Below are 16,646 nucleotides of genomic sequence, written 5' to 3' on the forward strand. Positions count from 1 at the left end.
AAAACTTTGCTAACTATAGTGTATGAACGCTACGCGGTGATATCCCTGTTCCATTGGCTGATTTTTCCGGATTCTCCCAAATTAAATCCAATTTGCCTAAGCTATTCGCCGCCTTCCGTCTCCGCTCCGCCATTGCCTGCGTTTCCGGCATTGCCGGAAGTATTGCTGCCCGCGGGCGGATCATTCGTGCTGCCGCTTTGCGGATCTTTGCTCTCGCCGCTTTCATCAGTATCTGAACCGCCCTCGCCCTCGCCAGCTCCGCTCTTCTCCCCGCTTGCCTGCGGAGCCGGAATGGCAATGCCCGGTGCGTTATTTCCATTCTCACCGACTGGCTGGCCTTGATTGTCGTAATAGTACATCGGAACATCGCCGACAACCATCAGATAAGATACGGGAATTTCCGTATCCACCACCTGCGGCTCCATGTCGAACGGAATGACGACCGCAACCTCAGTGACAACATGAATGAAGACCTCAACCAGAATCATATTAATTCCGGCATTTTTTTGGCGGGTGTTCAGCTCTACTTTAACTGCACCCTGCGGTTCGATCTTGATCGGCACATCCGGCCCGAAGGAAGCGATGAGCGGACTGCCCAGCGCCTGGCCGAGCGGGATATGCTCCGTCTGATTATGCAGCTCCTGCAGCGTGGACTGAATGACCTCCGCAGCCTGCGAGGTAATCCGCATATGCTCTCTATAATTGAGCATAAAGCCCGATATTTTGCCTTCCTTATCCGTCTTCCAGTCAATCAGCGCTTCGGCATCTCCTGCATCGGCCACCTGTGAGGTAATCGCCTTGTTGATCGACTCCGTGGCAATTTGCTTCACCCGGATTTGCGCCAGATGAATAATCGGCGGCTTTAAATGCTGCTCGACATAACGCAGCCCTTGAAGCACCGCCAATATCAGCAGCAGGCTTAGGATGATCCAGAAGCGGCCCCGTCTGCGCGGCTTTTGCGGCTTCTGGACGGAAACGGAAACCGCCTTCTTCCGCTCTCCTCCGCCGGAGAAGCCGAACCTGCTCCCCCGTCTTTTTGGCGAGAACCGCGCTCCTTGTCCAGCGGCTCTGATTCCCGGCTTGGCCGGTTTCGCCTTAAACGCGGGGCTTCGCCCGGCCGGTCTTGGCATGCTGCCCAAGCTGAATTTCGGCAGCCGCACCCGCAGGCGCAGGCTTGGCATAACTGCCCTGCGGCTTCCCCATTTTTTTATTCTGCCCATGAGTCTAAGTCCCCCCTGCATTCCTGCGGTCAAGCCGCCGCCCCTTACTATAGGCTATTCGGGAAGAGGACAAAAAAGAAGAACGCCTCTCACGGTGCGAAGTACCGCGAGAAACGTTCATGTCCATAATTCCTAAAGCTATCACTGCATCCGGCTCCGCTTATCCTCCTGCAGATGGCCCCAATGCCGCCGGATAAAGATACCCAGCAAAATAATAATAAAAACCGCATACCAGGCAAGAAATCCGTTCCATTCCTCTCTGGGGACAACCAGTGAAGAGCCGATCGTTCCGAACAGCCAGATGAAGGACAGATTGCCGAGCACCGTACCCCAAATATAAGACGAGGCTTTGATCGGCGAGACCGCCGCCATGAAATTGATTACGTTGCTGGGAACAATCGGAATGGTGCGAAGCAGCACCAGCGTCCAGATGCCGTAGCGGTCCAAATAACGCTGCCACTTGTCATAGCGCTTCAGCTTGGATCTCCATTTCTCGTCGAACCAGCCATAGAGGTACCGCCGGAAGAGAAAATACACGAGTATAGCGCCTAAATTACAAGCCAGCCAGCTGACCAGCATGCCGCCGATCACATGAAACTCGGAGACATGCAGAACAATCAATATCGCCAGCGGAAAAAATCCGAACAAACTCTGCAGAATCGTAAGCGGAATCGTCGCTAACAGAATATACGGCCCGTTCAGCCCAAGACTTTGCAGCAGCCAATCAATCCAGCCGTTTATGACCTCCGTCATGGAGCCGTCCCCTTTCGTGACTCCTTTCAGCATCAGCTCCGCTGAGTCCTTATAAATCACTAATTCTTCAAGAAAAACACCCCTTACGGGGTGTTTGTTGATGATCCTGCTAAAGAATGTGTTATGGCGGGAACAATGTCCGGCTACAGGTTACAAAATTGTAGCCTTATGTTGGCCTAATCATAGCACACATCTTAACCCGCTGCAAAATGACTCTGCAGTACCGGCACAGTTATTATTATTCTGCAGCAATCCAAGTATTCACTTTATCCTCATTCGCTTCTACCCAGCTCTTGGCAGCATCCTCAGGCGATTTCCCGGCTTGAATCTCCACCATAACCTGGGCCATTTCCTCAGGTGTCCAAGTGAACTTATCGAGGAAGTTGTACACCTCCGGCATATCTTCCTTCAATCCTTTTCGTACCATAGTGTGAATCTGCTCTGCTCCGCCATATACGTTTTTGGGATCTTCCAGATACTTCAGATCCATATTGGCGAACATCCAGTGCGGCGTCCAGCCCGTTACTACAATCGGCTCATTATTGGTATATGCCTTCTCCAGTTCTTGAACCATAGCGGCCGACGAGCTTTCCAGCAGCTTATAATCACTCAGTTTATAGTCAGTGAGCGCCTTTTCGGTGGCCATCATAATTCCTGCTCCGGGTTCAATCCCGATAACCCGGTTGTTCAGCGCTGCTGCCATTTCCGGATTGTTCAAATCCTCAATGGAGTTGATGTCCATATAAGTGGGAACAACCAGACCTGTCTTGGTTCCTTCCAGGTTGGCCCCGAGATCCTCTATATCTTTTCCATACTGCTCCAGGTAGGAAGCATGGGTGCTCGGCAGCCAGGCAGCTACCATTCCATCTGCACTTCCATCCGCAACCCCGGCCCACATCGGTCCAGCATCAACCTGAAGCATTTCCACCTTCGCATCCAGCTTGGACTCCAGAACCTCTTTGACTACATACGTGCTGGCAATTTCCGAATCCCAGGCCACATATGCCAGCTTCACAGATTTTCCTTCACTTGATGAACAGCCGGCAATTGCAAATACCAGCAACGCCGTCAACAGCAATCCGAATCCTTTTTTCTTCATCTAAATAAAACACTCCCGTCATTATTGTTTAGGTTTAACCAGCTTCTGCGTCAAACGGTCAAGCAGGATCGCTATAATTACAATGGCAATCCCTGCTTCGAAGCCTGCGCCAGTCTTAGCCTGTGATACCGCCCGGTATACATAGGCCCCTACCCCTTGTGCGCCGATCATCGACGAAATGACGACCATCGACAGCGACAGCATAATCGTCTGATTAATGCCGGCCATAATCGTAGGCATAGCAATCGGTAGCTGCAGCTTAAACAGCTTCTGGCCCGCCGTCGAACCGAACGCATCCGCAGCCTCTACGAGTTCCGGCGACACCTGGCGTATCCCCAGGTTCGTCAGACGAATCGTAGGTGGAATAGCAAATATAATAGAAGCAATGACTCCGGGAACTACGCCAAGCGAGAAAAAGGATACCGCCGGCAGCAGATACACAAATGCAGGCATCGTCTGCATGAAGTCCAGTATCGGAGTCACAATATTTTGAACAGTCTTACTTTGCGCGCAAAACACGCCAACCGGAACACCAATCAGCACAGCAAGCAGTGATGCAGTAAGCACAAGGGCCAGGGACTGCATAGAAGGATCCCATAGACCCAGATTGTCGATCAGCAGCAGCCCGATCACTGCGAATAAAGCCATCCGCCATTTGCCGATCCAGTAAGCCAAGGCGGCGATAATCACCGTGAGGACGATAGCCGGAAGGAAGGTTAAAGCCGCATCGATTCCGTCCACCATGCCTCCAATAACCGCATGAATGAGATCAAAGAACGGCCCGAAATACGTAGTCAGCCAGTCCTCCAGCCATTCAATCCCCTTGCCTATAGGTAATTTAGGTAAATTCATGAACCGATGCCTCCTTCCGGTACCGCATTGCCTGCAAGGGCGGAAAGTACTGCCCCTTTAATCACAATGCCCTTTAGCTTATCCTCTTCATCCACTACCGCAACCGGCAGATGTGTCTCAGACATCAGCTCGAACAGGTCGTTCAGCAGCGTGTCCGGACGTACACGGGGAATTTCACGGACCATCACTTCAAGAATGCTTTTATTCTCCTTGAGTGCCTCCAGCGCTTTCTCTGCCGTAAGTACACCTTGCAGCTTCATTTCATTGCTCGCCACATAGAGGCTGGATACGCCGCTGTCCCGCATCAGCTGAAGCGCAACACGCGGACCGCGCTCCGGCCGGATCATTTCCGGCTGGCGCATCACATGCGCAGCTGTCAGGACTTTTGACAAGTCTACATCCTCCACAAACCGCTCCACATATTTGTTTGCAGGCTGAATAAGGATCTCTTCCGGAGTGCCGATCTGGACGATCACACCATCCTTCATCAAAGCAATCCGGTCACCGATCCGCAGGGCCTCATCCAGGTCATGCGTAATGAATACGATCGTCTTCTTCACTCTTGCCTGCAGCTCCAGCAGCTCCTGCTGCATATCCTTGCGGATCAGCGGATCAAGCGCACTGAAGGCTTCATCCATCAGCAGGATATCCGGGTCATTGGCAAGACCGCGTGCAAGACCCACACGCTGCTGCATGCCTCCGCTCAATTGATCAGGGCGGTGGTCCTCCCAGCCTTTAAGTCCTACAAGCTCCAGTGCCTCCATGGCAAGCCGGGTTCTCTCTTTTTTCTCCACACCCTGTACTTCAAGACCATATTCGGCATTAGCCAGCACCGTGCGATGCGGAAACAATGCAAACTTCTGGAAGACCATGCCGATATTTTTACGCCGGAACCGGCGCAGCTCTTCAGGATTCATTTTGACCACATCATTGCCTTTAAAAAAGACCTGGCCCCCTGTGGGCTCAATCAGACGGTTCAATAAACGGACTAGCGTGGATTTGCCACTGCCTGACAAACCCATGATGACAAATATTTCTCCTTCTTTGATGCTGAATTCAGCCTTGTTGACACCAACCGTCAGCTTGGCCTCACGGGCAATCTTCTCTTTAGACCAACCTTGTGCTAGTAATGGAAGTGCCCGTCCCGCATCATGACCGAATACTTTGGTAAGTTCTTTTACCTCTATAATTGCCATGGTGACCTCCTTCTTCCCCTTATATTTCACGTTTGTGCTTCTCAACAAGTGTAACGGAGTTGTGAAAAGCGACGCAAAGTGCATATTCGCTAAAAAATTAGTGTACAGTTTTAACTTTACATACTTTACGTATAGAATACTCTGTTTTACGCCATATTCCGTTCTGCATGAATTCTTTACTTATTGCAGCAGATTTGATTACAATACATTGGAGAGGTTTGCAGTTTATTAGCCTAATCCTCAGGAGGGACATCATGAACGATTTAGAAGGGCTTCCGCCCGAGCAAATAGAGAAAATCAGCAAGGTCCGCGAGCGGGTCATTGATTCCATTGGCAAAAATATGGATTTGTACGGGATCACCCTATCCATTGGGCATTTATACGGTTACATGTACTTTAATCAAGGCCCCGTAACGCTGGACGAGCTAAGCCGTACAATGGGAATGAGCAAAACATCCATGAGTACAGGAGTGCGCACCTTACTTGACCTGAAGATGATCGACAAGGTGTGGGGAAAAGGAACCCGAAAGGATCTGTTCGAGGTCGTTCCCGACTGGCATCAGAATTTCAGTGATTATTTTTCAATTAAATGGAGAAAAGCCGTAGAGGGAAATATGTCCGCACTGGCTAAATCGCTTGCTGAAATCAAACAAATAAAAACCGAATATGCTGACAATCCGGATATTGAGAAGCTCCTGAATACAGATGAAGCAAAGATTGAAGAAGCCATTAAGTACTACCGCTGGCTGCTGAAGCTGATTGAAGCCCTGGAAACCGGCAAGATATTCGACTTCATTCCCAAAGAAAAGTAAACACGGAGCGTGAGCTCCCTGCTGCTCCGCATAATAAATACGGCCATGGCCCCGCAAAGGGGCCATGGCCGTTTATTATTTACTATTTGCTGCGGATTTATAAATGAAAATCCAGGCCGAAATCGGTTTCGGAAATAACAGCTGCGGATTGACTTGTACCAACAAGTTTAATAGACTAGGAATAACTGATTTTCGCAACGGATAAAGTGTTATCGATGGACCAAAACCGCAGTATATCAGTCGTTTTCCCAGAATTCATGATCAGTCGGAGGGTGGCTTTACCATGCAAATGAATATTAAGAAAATTGCCGAAATGGCAGGTGTCTCCGTCTCAACGGTCTCGAAAATCATGAATAATTACAGCGATGTTTCGGAAAAAACGAAACAGCGGGTGCTGGAGATTATCGAACAAACCGGATATTCCCCCTCGAATTCTGCGAAAACACTGGCCACCAAAAAGTCGAGTCTGATCGGGGTCATTTTTGCCGGTGAATTTAATGTCGAATTTACCCATCCCTTTTTCATCGAGGTGCTGAACTCCTTCAAGAAACAGATGGGTGTGCTGGGGTACGATCTGATTTTTTTCTCCAACGAGAAATTTATCAGCAGCGGTGATTATTTCGCGCGCTGCCAGCATTTTCATGTGGACGGCTGCGTGATTATCTCCGGGCAGAAGATGGAGTCCTCGATCCGCGACCTTGATATGAGCAGCATTCCCTGCATCGGCGTAGATTTGGAGCTTAAGGGTAAAAAATCGGGATATGTGATGTCGGACAACTATCAAATCTCCTCCAAGGTCGTGGAGCATTTCTATCTGCTTGGCTACAGGGAGCTTGGCTTTATCGGCAGTACGGCGGATTCGGATATTTCCAACCGGCGGGAAGCAGGGTATATCAAGGCAATCGAAGATTTTGGTCTGGTGATGAATCCCACGTGGTTCGTACATGGAGAGGATTTCTTTGAAGCCAGCGGTTATTCGGCCATGCAGACGCTCATCGGGAAAGGCCGCCTGCCGCAAGCGGTCTTTGCCGCTTCCGATTTGCTGGCACTTGGGGCCATCCGCGCCTTGAAGGAACACGGACTGCGCATCCCTGAAGATATCGCCATCATCGGCTGTGACGATATTGAGGCCTGCAAATACACCAGCCCTACGCTGACAACGATCCGCCAGAACAAAGAACGGCTTGGCGTACTTGCGGCTCATATGCTGTTCGATCTAATTAACAATCAATCAGAAGGCGGTTCGTTTGTCGTTGAACCGGCGCTAATCGTCCGCGAATCCTGCGGCAGCCGGTTGAATGCTTAACCTCACCAATCCTCTTTATAAGCCCCGTGTTCGAAATCGTCCTTAAACTTTTTGTCCCTCTCTGCCGCATGTTTCTGCACCGAAGGAGAATTGACAATTTTACGGACGATCCAATACAACACTATAAGAAATACGATACCAAACAAGATTTCGATCACTAGCAATAGTCGTGCCTCCTTTGTCTTATAGATTAAAAGCATGAACAGCTTTTACCTATAAGAATAATCATACCGGCTGATCTCTTGCACCCGGCCTACGCTTCTGACCGGCTTCGTTTCAGGACCCGGTTCACCTGCTCTGAACTCAGCATCATCAATAGCAAAAACGCCAATACGATGGCCGGAAACAGGCTGATGCTAATTCCGGAAGCAATCAGACCAAACAATGGGGGCAGCAAGGTTGTTCCTGTATAGGCGACTGCCATCTGGTACCCCATTAATTGCGCGGAGTTCTCTTTGCCGAAACGGGCCGGTGTTTCATGAAGCAGCCCGGGATATATCGGCGCAAGCCCCAGCCCGATCAGGATGAGTCCAACGAGGGACATAACGTCAGGCAGTGGAAGCAGCAGCAGCAATCCACCTAGGGCAGCTGTAAGCTGACCCGCCAGAATCAGCACCCGGTTGCTGATCTTTAGGGTCACAAATCCGGTAATCAATCTGCCGATGGTGATTCCGCCATAGTACATAGAAATCCAGCCTGCGGCTAATTCGGCTGACACCTCTCTTGCCCCTACTAAATAGCTGGCCCCCCATAACCCTACTGTGGATTCGACACCGCAATAAAACAAGAATGCGAGAAGCGAGAATTTAACGCCCTTGAGGCGAATGGGATGAACCTTCTCTTTGGCAGGCGGGGAAGATATGCCGGTTCTACTCCCCTCGAGCCCGTCAGACTGGGCTTCGTTCGAATTCACAACCTCTGCAGCATGATGCAGCTTCGCTACCCGCTTCCATAACGGAAGGGTGACAAGCAAAATGATTACCAGACCCAACTGGATGATCGAAACGGCCGAATAGCCTTCTCTCCACGAATTGTGGTTCGCCATATAATAGGACATGATCATCGGCCCCGCCGTCGCACCGACACCCCAAAAACAATGCAGCCAGCTCATGTGGTGGGCTTTGTAATTATCGGCTACATAATGGTTGAGCGCAGCATCTACCGCTCCGCCTCCAAGTCCCAGGGGAATGGCCAGAACCGCCAACCAAACCAGTGAAGGCGCAAAGGAAAAGCCCAGCAGCGCACCAGCGGTCATACAGCAGCTGATCAGGGTAATCGTCCCTGTGCCCAGTTTTTTAATGATGCTGCCGCTTACCAGACTTGAGACGATGGTCCCTCCGGCAATGATCATAGAGATGAGACCTGCCGATCCAAAGGGAGCGCCGATTTCCAGATGCAGCACCGGCCAGGCCGATCCCAGCAACGAATCAGGAATGCCCAAGCTGATAAATGAAAGATAGATAATGATTAGAAACCAAGTTGCCATAGTTATGTTTCTTCCTCTCTGTGATTTCCCGGATAACAGGGCATCAATTGCCCCAAATATCAGGCTCCAGCTGCTTTAAGGTTAGCCAGCGCATCCCTGCCTCAAAGTCTTCATGAAATGAATCAAGCAGAATGATGCTCGGCATGGAAGGCATTGCATGCTGAGTTCTGTACAATTCCCAAGCGCTGCCCCAGGTTTCCTCATCCATCAGGCTCTGGTAAATAACAATTTCATCCGGAGCAAGCACAACATTCACCGTATGAATAATCGTGCAGGCTGCCTCAATAAACACCTCAGGCTTGACCGGATTGTTCCAGTCCACCTCCACCGGAAGAAACTTAATTTCACCAGCCATGCCGTCCTTGCCCTTCACTACACTCCCGTTCAAATAAATCCCCATGCCAGGAGGATAGGATCTTGGAAAATATACACCAAGCACACATTGATTATCATCTTTCTCGGTTCGGGAACAGTACCCGCTGATCGCAGCATTCACATCGTTTTCCAACACAACCGGCAATCCAAATTGCTCCTGTATAACTTCGCTCAATCTTACGCCTTTCAGCTGGTCATGACTGCTTACTTTGATTTCCCCATTGACTGACTGGCCGGGAATACCGATCCCAATCACCTTGATGGTAGGGTGTTTCGACAAATATTGCTCAATCAATTCAAAAAACCGTTCAAGATTGAACAGCGGTATGCCGTATTCTTCCTGCTCTATAATCTCATCCCCTAAATTAATTACTGTCACAACAACTACATCCTCACCCTGCTTCTCATTCATATGAATGACCAGCGCCAGGCTAAATCCGTAATTGTAGCGGTAAGTAAGCGCAGGTCTGCCCCCATTGGATGGGACCGTTTCGTCTTCCGACAATTCACCGAGCTGAACCAATTCCTTGACCAGTGAATTAATAGTAACCACGCTTAGCTTGGTCAAAACTGCCAGCTGTGACTTAGATCCCGTTCCAATCTGCTTCATGGCCTGCCGCACAAGGTTGAGATTAATATCTTTGATTAAATAACCGTTAGCCTTCTCCATAAGTATCCTCCGACATATAATAAAGTCACTTAATAAACCCTGTTTAATTAGTATGCAGCGAGTAGTCTGTCCTTGTCAAGACTATAGGGGGCAAGTGGAGATCTGAACACAAATGCGGCAAATTCAAATGCACTTATGCCTCAAATTTCACCCAGCAGTCCAGTTGTACTGTGCAGAATACTAACAATGTTCCTGACACTTTTACTCAGCAGAAGTAACCGAGCCGGTGTATTATCCGTTTCAGCGAGAAATAGAAGGATAATTTATAGCTTGAAGCATTTAAATTCTAATATTTCAATAAAAACAGCCGCTTCCTGGGAAGACGGCTGGTACCTGTTAAAGCTGCGCCGGAAGCTCGACCTGCGGGTCCAGTGCCAGCTTTAGAAGTTGACCGGCATGGGCCAGACCCGCGCCGAATCCATACAATAGAATCTGCTGGCCATTCAGCACTTTGCCCTCGCGGACACCCAGGTCCAGGGCGAGTGGTATGCTTGCGGCCGACGTATTGCCGAAATATTCAAGGCTGTACAGTGCCTGCTCAAGAGGATAATCCAAGCGCTCACAAATGGGCTCGATCATCCGCAGGTTGGCGCTGTGCGGAATCAGCCAGTCCACTTGCGCAAGCTCTGCCCCCGCATTTTTAAGTACCTGCTGGATGCCTTGGGGTACGGTTCTTACCGCCCAGCGGAAAACCTCCCGGCCATTTTGCACCAGCTTGCCTGAATTCATCAGTTCAATCCCGTTCACCTTATGCGACAGGCCCGTGCGGTACACATGATGTGCTCCGCCGCCGTCACTGCCCAGATGGAAGCCGAGGAAGCTGTCCTCGAGCTCATCGCTCTCCACAAGAACCGCCCCGGCCCCATCCCCAAAAAGGATACAGGTGCTGCGGTCGGTATAGTCTGTAATTTTGGACAGCGCATCTGCCCCAAGAACCAGAACCTTGCGGTGCAATCCTGATGCGACATAAGCGTGGGCCGTATGCAAGGCATAGACAAAACCTGCACAGGCGGCACTCATATCGACAGCTCCGGCTGTAAGCGGAATCCCAAGACGGTGCTGAATTATGGATGCTACAGAAGGAAAAGAAAAGTCAGGCGTGCTGGTAGCCACAATAACCATATCCACGTCCCCGGCAGACTTGCCATAACGCTTCAGCAGATCCTGCGCGGCAGAAACACATAAATCACTGGTATATTCATCTTCACGGCTGATTCTCCGCTCGCGGATTCCGGTTCGCTGGACAATCCACTCATCGTTCGTCTCTACCATCTGTTCCAAATCGCTATTGGTTAGCCTCCGGACTGGCACATAAGATCCAATCGCTGTAATTTTCGCACCCGCCAATGAAATCACCTCATTAATAGTATCTGGTATTAGTACTTGGTACTAATTATATGCGATACCTGCTTATATTGCAAAGGAAAAAGCCGTAAAGTAAATATTTCCCTGGACTCTCCGAAGATCAAAAAAAGAACTATGGCCCAAAAGGGCCACAGTTCCTAGTAAACCTATTGAACAAAAGGTAAACGGGTAAGCAGCAGCATAGCTTAGGTACAGCACCGTGAACCTTCCGGTGTAAGAGATATTGTCGATCGTCACATTGCTGCAGCAGATCGGATTCACCATCCAGCTCGGTGAGTTCAGCAGCATTACATCCTTGATCGTAACCCGGGTGCAGTTGTTAGATCCGATCAGCGTTGGACGGGGATACTCCAGCGCCTCCGGGTGATTCCGGTGCTTGTTCCACCAGGGGGCGCCATTGCCCTCCAGAGTTCCGCTTCCGGTAATGGATACATTCACTAGATCCTCCCCGTAAATGCAGGACGCATGCACTTGCCGTTTCACGCCTTCCCATCTGGATTCCACAGCCGGAAAGTCCCGGCCGGGATAACTACCGTTCCGCCGCCGTCTCTGCTCGCAGCCGCAATGGCATCCGCAATAGCTCCCGTTGCCGGCACTGGACTATCCCGCAGCGCTCCGTAATCCGCAATGTTATACATGGGTCTCCCTTCCTCCCGAGCAGCGCTCCAACCGCTGCAGAGCTTCCCGCTTCATCCTCTTACATTCTGTACAAAGACTCCATCTCCACACAAGCCATGACGAGCGCCCCCACTCCATGCAGATCATTGCTGACCTTAGGCCGGGTGACATAATTCTCATAGTCGCCCGCCGAAGTGCCGATGCAGATATCCGGCAGGATCACGCGGCCCTGATCATCCTGCTGAAGCACCGAGATCAGGCCTTCATAGCCTTTTTGGGCTGCTGTCACCGCTGCTGCTTCTTCAGTAGCCAGACCCAACTTCACCGCTTTGGCGATGGTGTAGACGAACAGGCAGGACCCCGACGTTTCCAGCCAGTTATCCGGCTCATCGCCCTTATCCACGACCTGGTACCACAGTCCGCTGTCCTTATCCTGATAACGGATCAAGGCCTGCACGAATTCGCTCAGCGCAGCAGCCAGCTCCGCCCGGCCCGGTTCATCCGCCGGCAGCAGGTCCAGAAATTGCGACAATGCCAGACCGTACCAGCCCAGGGACCGGCTCCAGAACTCGGGAGAGCAGCCCGTTTTGGGATGGGCCCAAGGCATCCGCCGGCTCTCATCCCAGGCATGGTACAAGAGGCCGGTAGCTTCATCCTTCATATATTTGCGCATCAGCTTCTCTTGATGCAGCACGGTTTGCCGCAAGCCGGCTTCCCCGTAAGCATTAGCATATTTCAGCGAGAAGACTCCAGCCATATAGAGCCCGTCAAGCCACATTTGATAAGGATACTTATCCTTGTGCCAGTATCCGCCTTCGGCGGTTCTGTTTACTGTCAGCAGCAGATTTCTCAGCTTATCGGCAGCCGTCCGGTACTTGCCCTTGCCGGTCCGTTCATGCAGTGTGAACAGCAGCAGTCCTGCCTGAACCGCATCCAGCTCATCGCGGGCAAAATAGAAATTGCCCTGATCATCCACCAGATCATCCACATATTGACCGATGTACTCCAGATAGCGGTCCTCCCGGACAGCTTCCCAGAGCAGCTCCATCCCGCATAGAAACACGCCTTGATGGTAATGCCAGCGATGTGCAGGAGGAAGCTCTCCCGCTTGATAAGTATCCATTAAAGAGTCACAGGCTTTTTTTGCCCATTCCATGGGTGTTTTCGGCAGACTGCCAATCATCTTACTACCCCTTCCAACATAAGAATACCTGTCCTTTGGCGGTTAACCCTTCATTGATCCCAGCATAGCCCCTTTGGCAAAATGCTTCTGCAAGAACGGATAAACCATCAGAATCGGCAGGGTTGCCACCACGATAACGGCCATCTTGATCGTCTGATCCGGCGGCGGAACCGCAGCATCGAGCGAAGAGCTGTAATCCATCCCGCTGGCCAGCACGACAATTTGTCTCAGCAGCACCTGGATCGGCCATTTGGCGCTGTCATCCAGGTAGAGAATGGCACTCATATAGGTGTTCCAATACGTCACCGCATAGAACAGGGAAATTGTCGCAATCGAGGGCAAAGATAACGGCAATACAATCCGGAACAGGATGCCGAAGTCGTTGCAGCCGTCAATTTTGGCGGATTCCTCAAGACCCTCCGGGATATTCTGAAAGAAGTTCTTGAGAATAATCATGTTAAACGCACTGATTGCCGAAGGCAGAATTAGAGCCGCATAGGAATCAATCAGCCCCAGCTCCTTCACCACCAGGAACGTAGGAATCATCCCGCCGTGAAACAGCATCGTGAACACGACCAAAAAGTTAATAACATTGCGCCCGTCCAGATCCCTTCTGGAGAGGCCGTAGGCCATTAAAGCTGTTATAAACATACTGAATGCTGTACCGATGAGCGTAACCCCAATCGAAACTCCCAGCGCTCTAAAAATCGTATCCGTCGAGAAAATAAACTTGTACGCCTCAAAGCTCCATACTTTTGGAATCAGTACAAATTTGTTGGCCGCGAGCTCCGCACTGGTTGTGAAGGAGCCTGCTACCACGTGGATAAATGGAAGCACCGTCACAAGTGCAATGAGGGCCAACAGCGTAAAGTTAACAGCAGCAAAGATCCGGCCGCCGATCGTTCTGTCTTCTACCATTTGAATTCCTCCCGCATTTCTCTCAATAAACGCCTTCTTCTCCCATTTTCTTCGATAATTTGTTGACCGACATGACCATAATGAGTCCAATCACTGATTTAAAGAAGCCAATAGCCGTACTGTAACTGAATTGTCCTTGTCTCAAACCTGCGGTATACACGTACGTATCAATAATTTCCGCCACTTCCCGGTTCATGGAGTTGAGCAGCAGATAGGCGTGTTCAAATCCAAGATCCAGCACGGAACCGATTTTCAGAATCAGCAGTGTAATAATGACGCTTCGGATCGCCGGAAGGGTAATGTGCCAGACCTGTCTCAGCCGGCCGGCTCCGTCCATGCGCGCAGCTTCGTAAAGTCCGGGATCCACAGCCGCAATGGCTGCGAGATAAATGATGGTGCCCCAGCCTGCTTCTCTCCAAATGACCTGAATGATATACATTGGCCTGAACCAGTCGGGATTCAGCAGGAAATTCACCTTGGGAAGGCCGAAATAGACCAATAGCTCGTTAATAATTCCTCCGTCCATCGTGACCATAACGAAAGTAATGGAAACGACGATAACCCATGACATAAAGTGGGGCAGATAAACGAGTGTCTGGAACAATCTTTTGAAAAATGTGCCTCTCAGCTCATTCAGCATCAGCGCAAGGATAATCGGAATCGGAAAATAAAAGATGATATTCATTCCGAACAAAATCAGCGTATTCCCCAGGATATTGAGAAAATCCGGCTCCGCGAACAGCCGCTTGAAATGCTCAAGCCCTACCCAATTGCTGCCGAGGATCCCCTGATAAGGCTTGTAATCCTGAAAGGAAATGACCAAGCCGTACATTGGAAAGTATTTAAAAATAACAAAAAACAGCACTCCCGGTATCAGCATGACGTAAAGCAGTTTATTTCTCCACAGCCGCTTTTTGAGTTCACTGCTGCTTTTGTATTTTTTGGGCTCCAGCTCAGGAATTGCGCTGGGCTGAGCGGTGACTTCCTGCATAATACTCTTCCTTTCTGCTTCATAAATTGATCATCTGACTGCCGGTTTCGTATGAATCAGAAGGCTGCTGAAGCTGCTTCGGCAGCCTTCTTCACTGGGCCTTAGCCTAACCGTTCACGACTGTCATCCTATTTCTTGTATGCGGCGTTGTATTCTTCGATAATGGCTGCACCGCCCCGGCTCTTCCAGGATTCCACTTCTTTTTCAAATCCGGCCTTGTCCAGCTGTCCATAGATATAATTGTAGGTAGCATCCGTAATAATCTGTTGAAGCTCAACGCCCTTGGAGGTATAGGTCGCCGAATCCAGGGCAGCCGTAGGGTCAGCCACTCCGAATTTGACGTTCTCCAGCGCCAGTTCATCAGCATGAATCCGGCCTGGCAGCACGTTCAAAGGCTGGTACATCCCGTTGGTTTCGTATTCACCGATAACGCTGTCCTTATAGCCTTTAACCTCGCGTTCAATCAGCTCTTTGTCATCCGCCGGCTTCGCTTTGCCGTCTTCAACGGTGTAGTGTGTGCCTTCAATCCCCCAGTACATCAGGTTGGCAACCTCAGGAGTCATCATCTTGTCAAAGAACGCCAGAATCTTCTTCAGTTCGGCTTCATCCTTGACTGCGCCTTTCGGGAAGAGGACCACGTTGTTATAGCCCGGAATCATCCATTGGGTAATCTTGCCATCCGGTCCGGCGACCATACTGTGCGCATCCAAAACGGCATCCGGGACATTCTTGATCAGATCCTTATTGAGGTTATCAATATCAGGCATGGATCCGCCGATATACAGGCCCGCTTTACCGCTGGTGAACATATTTACAGCATCTGTTTTACTGGTAGCCGCGAAATCCTGGTTCATGTACTCGGAATCACGAAGCTTTTTGAAGTAGTCCATCGCATCGATATATTGCGGGAACATAAATTCCGGTGCAAGCTGGCCATCCTTCTCGCCCCAGTTGTTCGGGGTTCCGAACCAGGAGGAGACGGTTTTGAAAGCTCCGTATACCAGCTCATTCCGGTCCACAATCCCTGTGGTGTCTTTTTTGCCGTTGCCATCCGGGTCCTGTTCCGTAAAAGCCTTCGCCATGGCGAACAGCTCATCTAGATTCGCAGGTGCCTTCAGCCCCAATTTATCTGCCCAGTCCTTGCGGTAAATGATCCCTTGACGCGCCAGCGGCCGTCCGATATACACGGTGTACAGCTTGCCGTCCACTTTGGTGTTATTGAGGATTTCCGGCTTCAGCTTGTTCAGGTTCGGGAATTCCGTCAGATAAGGACCGATCTCCCAGAACTGTCCATCCTTGATCGCTTCCTTCATCTGCAGGAAGGTCGTCTGATTCTTCAAATAGGTCACCTGCGGCAATGAACCTGTGGCAAACGATGAATTCAGCTTCTCTTCATAGGTATCCGCCGGGAAAAATTGATAGGTCAGCTTCGTATTGGTCAATTTCTCCACTTCCGCTTTGATTGTGTCCGGTGGAGTCTCTGTCGTGTTCAGGGGAAGCATAATCTTAATTTCTGTCGGTTTCTCCGGCTCTGGTGCCGGTTCTGTTGTCGCGGTGTTGGTCCCCCCGCTTGTACCGGGATCTTTTGTCGCCGCTGCTTCCTTATTGTTGTTGTTGTTGCCTGAACACGCTGTCAACATGCTGAACGTTAACAATGCACTCAGGAGCAGGGTGAAGGATTTTTTATTCATACCATTTTGACCTCCGTTTGACTTGTATTGGTTACAAGCAACAGACTACAGCCTCGGCCAGGTTTCGAATACAATCATTTACTCATAATGGGGCGTTTGGGGGTGGGGTGT

The 16,646-nt window shown here is 50.3% G+C and carries 15 protein-coding genes and 1 pseudogene; 2 read left to right on the top strand and 14 right to left on the bottom strand.

The window, feature by feature from the left end:
* Positions 1-101: 101 nt before the first annotated feature.
* The 5 genes from yunB to NST07_RS28965 all read right to left on the bottom strand — a co-directional run bounded on the left by yunB (position 102) and on the right by NST07_RS28965 (position 5,120).
* Positions 102-929 carry a sporulation protein YunB gene (gene yunB / locus NST07_RS28945; RefSeq protein WP_342481984.1) on the bottom strand — a complete coding sequence of 276 codons (828 nt, stop codon included), beginning with the start codon at positions 927-929 and terminating at the stop codon, positions 102-104.
* Positions 930-1,361: 432 nt separating this feature from the next.
* Positions 1,362-2,006, bottom strand: coding sequence for a VTT domain-containing protein (locus NST07_RS28950; protein ID WP_342480635.1), 645 nt, complete (start codon positions 2,004-2,006; stop codon positions 1,362-1,364).
* Positions 2,007-2,211: 205 nt separating this feature from the next.
* Entirely contained in the window at positions 2,212-3,072 is an 861-nt protein-coding gene (locus NST07_RS28955; protein ID WP_342480636.1) for a glycine betaine ABC transporter substrate-binding protein, read from the bottom strand.
* Positions 3,073-3,093: 21 nt separating this feature from the next.
* Positions 3,094-3,924 carry a proline/glycine betaine ABC transporter permease gene (locus NST07_RS28960; protein ID WP_038596241.1) on the bottom strand — a complete coding sequence of 277 codons (831 nt, stop codon included), beginning with the start codon at positions 3,922-3,924 and terminating at the stop codon, positions 3,094-3,096.
* On the bottom strand, positions 3,921-5,120 hold the full coding sequence (locus NST07_RS28965; RefSeq protein ID WP_341096157.1) for a glycine betaine/L-proline ABC transporter ATP-binding protein: 1,200 nt from the start codon (positions 5,118-5,120) through the stop codon (positions 3,921-3,923). Before NST07_RS28965 ends, NST07_RS28960 begins: the two co-directional genes overlap by 4 nt.
* 254 nt (positions 5,121-5,374) lie before the next feature.
* On the opposite strand from NST07_RS28965, the gene NST07_RS28970 reads away from it, so the two are divergent.
* On the top strand, positions 5,375-5,932 hold the full coding sequence (locus NST07_RS28970) for a GbsR/MarR family transcriptional regulator (RefSeq protein WP_341096159.1): 558 nt from the start codon (positions 5,375-5,377) through the stop codon (positions 5,930-5,932).
* Positions 5,933-6,221: 289 nt separating this feature from the next.
* On the top strand, positions 6,222-7,238 hold the full coding sequence (locus NST07_RS28975) for a LacI family DNA-binding transcriptional regulator (RefSeq protein ID WP_341097777.1): 1,017 nt from the start codon (positions 6,222-6,224) through the stop codon (positions 7,236-7,238).
* Positions 7,239-7,240: 2 nt separating this feature from the next.
* Here the strand turns inward: NST07_RS28975 and NST07_RS28980 are convergent, their stop codons facing one another.
* The 9 genes and pseudogenes from NST07_RS28980 to NST07_RS29020 all read right to left on the bottom strand — a co-directional run bounded on the left by NST07_RS28980 (position 7,241) and on the right by NST07_RS29020 (position 16,535).
* The gene (locus tag NST07_RS28980; protein ID WP_342480637.1) at positions 7,241-7,402 is read right to left on the bottom strand and encodes a hypothetical protein; all 162 of its coding nucleotides are present in this window, start codon (positions 7,400-7,402) and stop codon (positions 7,241-7,243) included.
* Positions 7,403-7,491: 89 nt separating this feature from the next.
* Positions 7,492-8,724, bottom strand: a complete 1,233-nt coding sequence (locus NST07_RS28985) for an MFS transporter (RefSeq protein WP_342480638.1) — start codon at positions 8,722-8,724, stop codon at positions 7,492-7,494.
* A gap of 43 nt (positions 8,725-8,767) precedes the next feature.
* On the bottom strand, positions 8,768-9,769 hold the full coding sequence (locus tag NST07_RS28990) for an ROK family protein (protein ID WP_342480639.1): 1,002 nt from the start codon (positions 9,767-9,769) through the stop codon (positions 8,768-8,770).
* Positions 9,770-10,105: 336 nt separating this feature from the next.
* Complete coding sequence (locus tag NST07_RS28995) at positions 10,106-11,116, bottom strand: ketoacyl-ACP synthase III (protein WP_342480640.1); 1,011 nt, start codon at positions 11,114-11,116, stop codon at positions 10,106-10,108.
* A 234-nt stretch (positions 11,117-11,350) separates the two neighbouring features.
* Positions 11,351-11,772, bottom strand: a pseudogene (locus tag NST07_RS29000) (glycosyl hydrolase family 28 protein); the annotation flags it as partial.
* Between the two features lie 59 nt (positions 11,773-11,831).
* On the bottom strand, positions 11,832-12,935 hold the full coding sequence (locus NST07_RS29005; RefSeq protein ID WP_342480641.1) for a glycoside hydrolase family 88 protein: 1,104 nt from the start codon (positions 12,933-12,935) through the stop codon (positions 11,832-11,834).
* Between the two features lie 42 nt (positions 12,936-12,977).
* Positions 12,978-13,853 (bottom strand): carbohydrate ABC transporter permease, encoded by an 876-nt coding sequence (locus NST07_RS29010; protein WP_038596255.1) that lies wholly within the window; start codon positions 13,851-13,853, stop codon positions 12,978-12,980.
* A gap of 22 nt (positions 13,854-13,875) precedes the next feature.
* Entirely contained in the window at positions 13,876-14,844 is a 969-nt protein-coding gene (locus NST07_RS29015) for a sugar ABC transporter permease (protein ID WP_038596257.1), read from the bottom strand.
* A gap of 128 nt (positions 14,845-14,972) precedes the next feature.
* On the bottom strand, positions 14,973-16,535 hold the full coding sequence (locus NST07_RS29020; RefSeq protein WP_341096173.1) for an extracellular solute-binding protein: 1,563 nt from the start codon (positions 16,533-16,535) through the stop codon (positions 14,973-14,975).
* Between the last annotated feature and the right edge of the window lie 111 nt (positions 16,536-16,646).

Origin of the sequence: Paenibacillus sp. FSL L8-0340 (genome assembly GCF_038593145.1) — a bacterium.
GTDB lineage: Bacteria > Bacillota > Bacilli > Paenibacillales > Paenibacillaceae > Paenibacillus_AQ.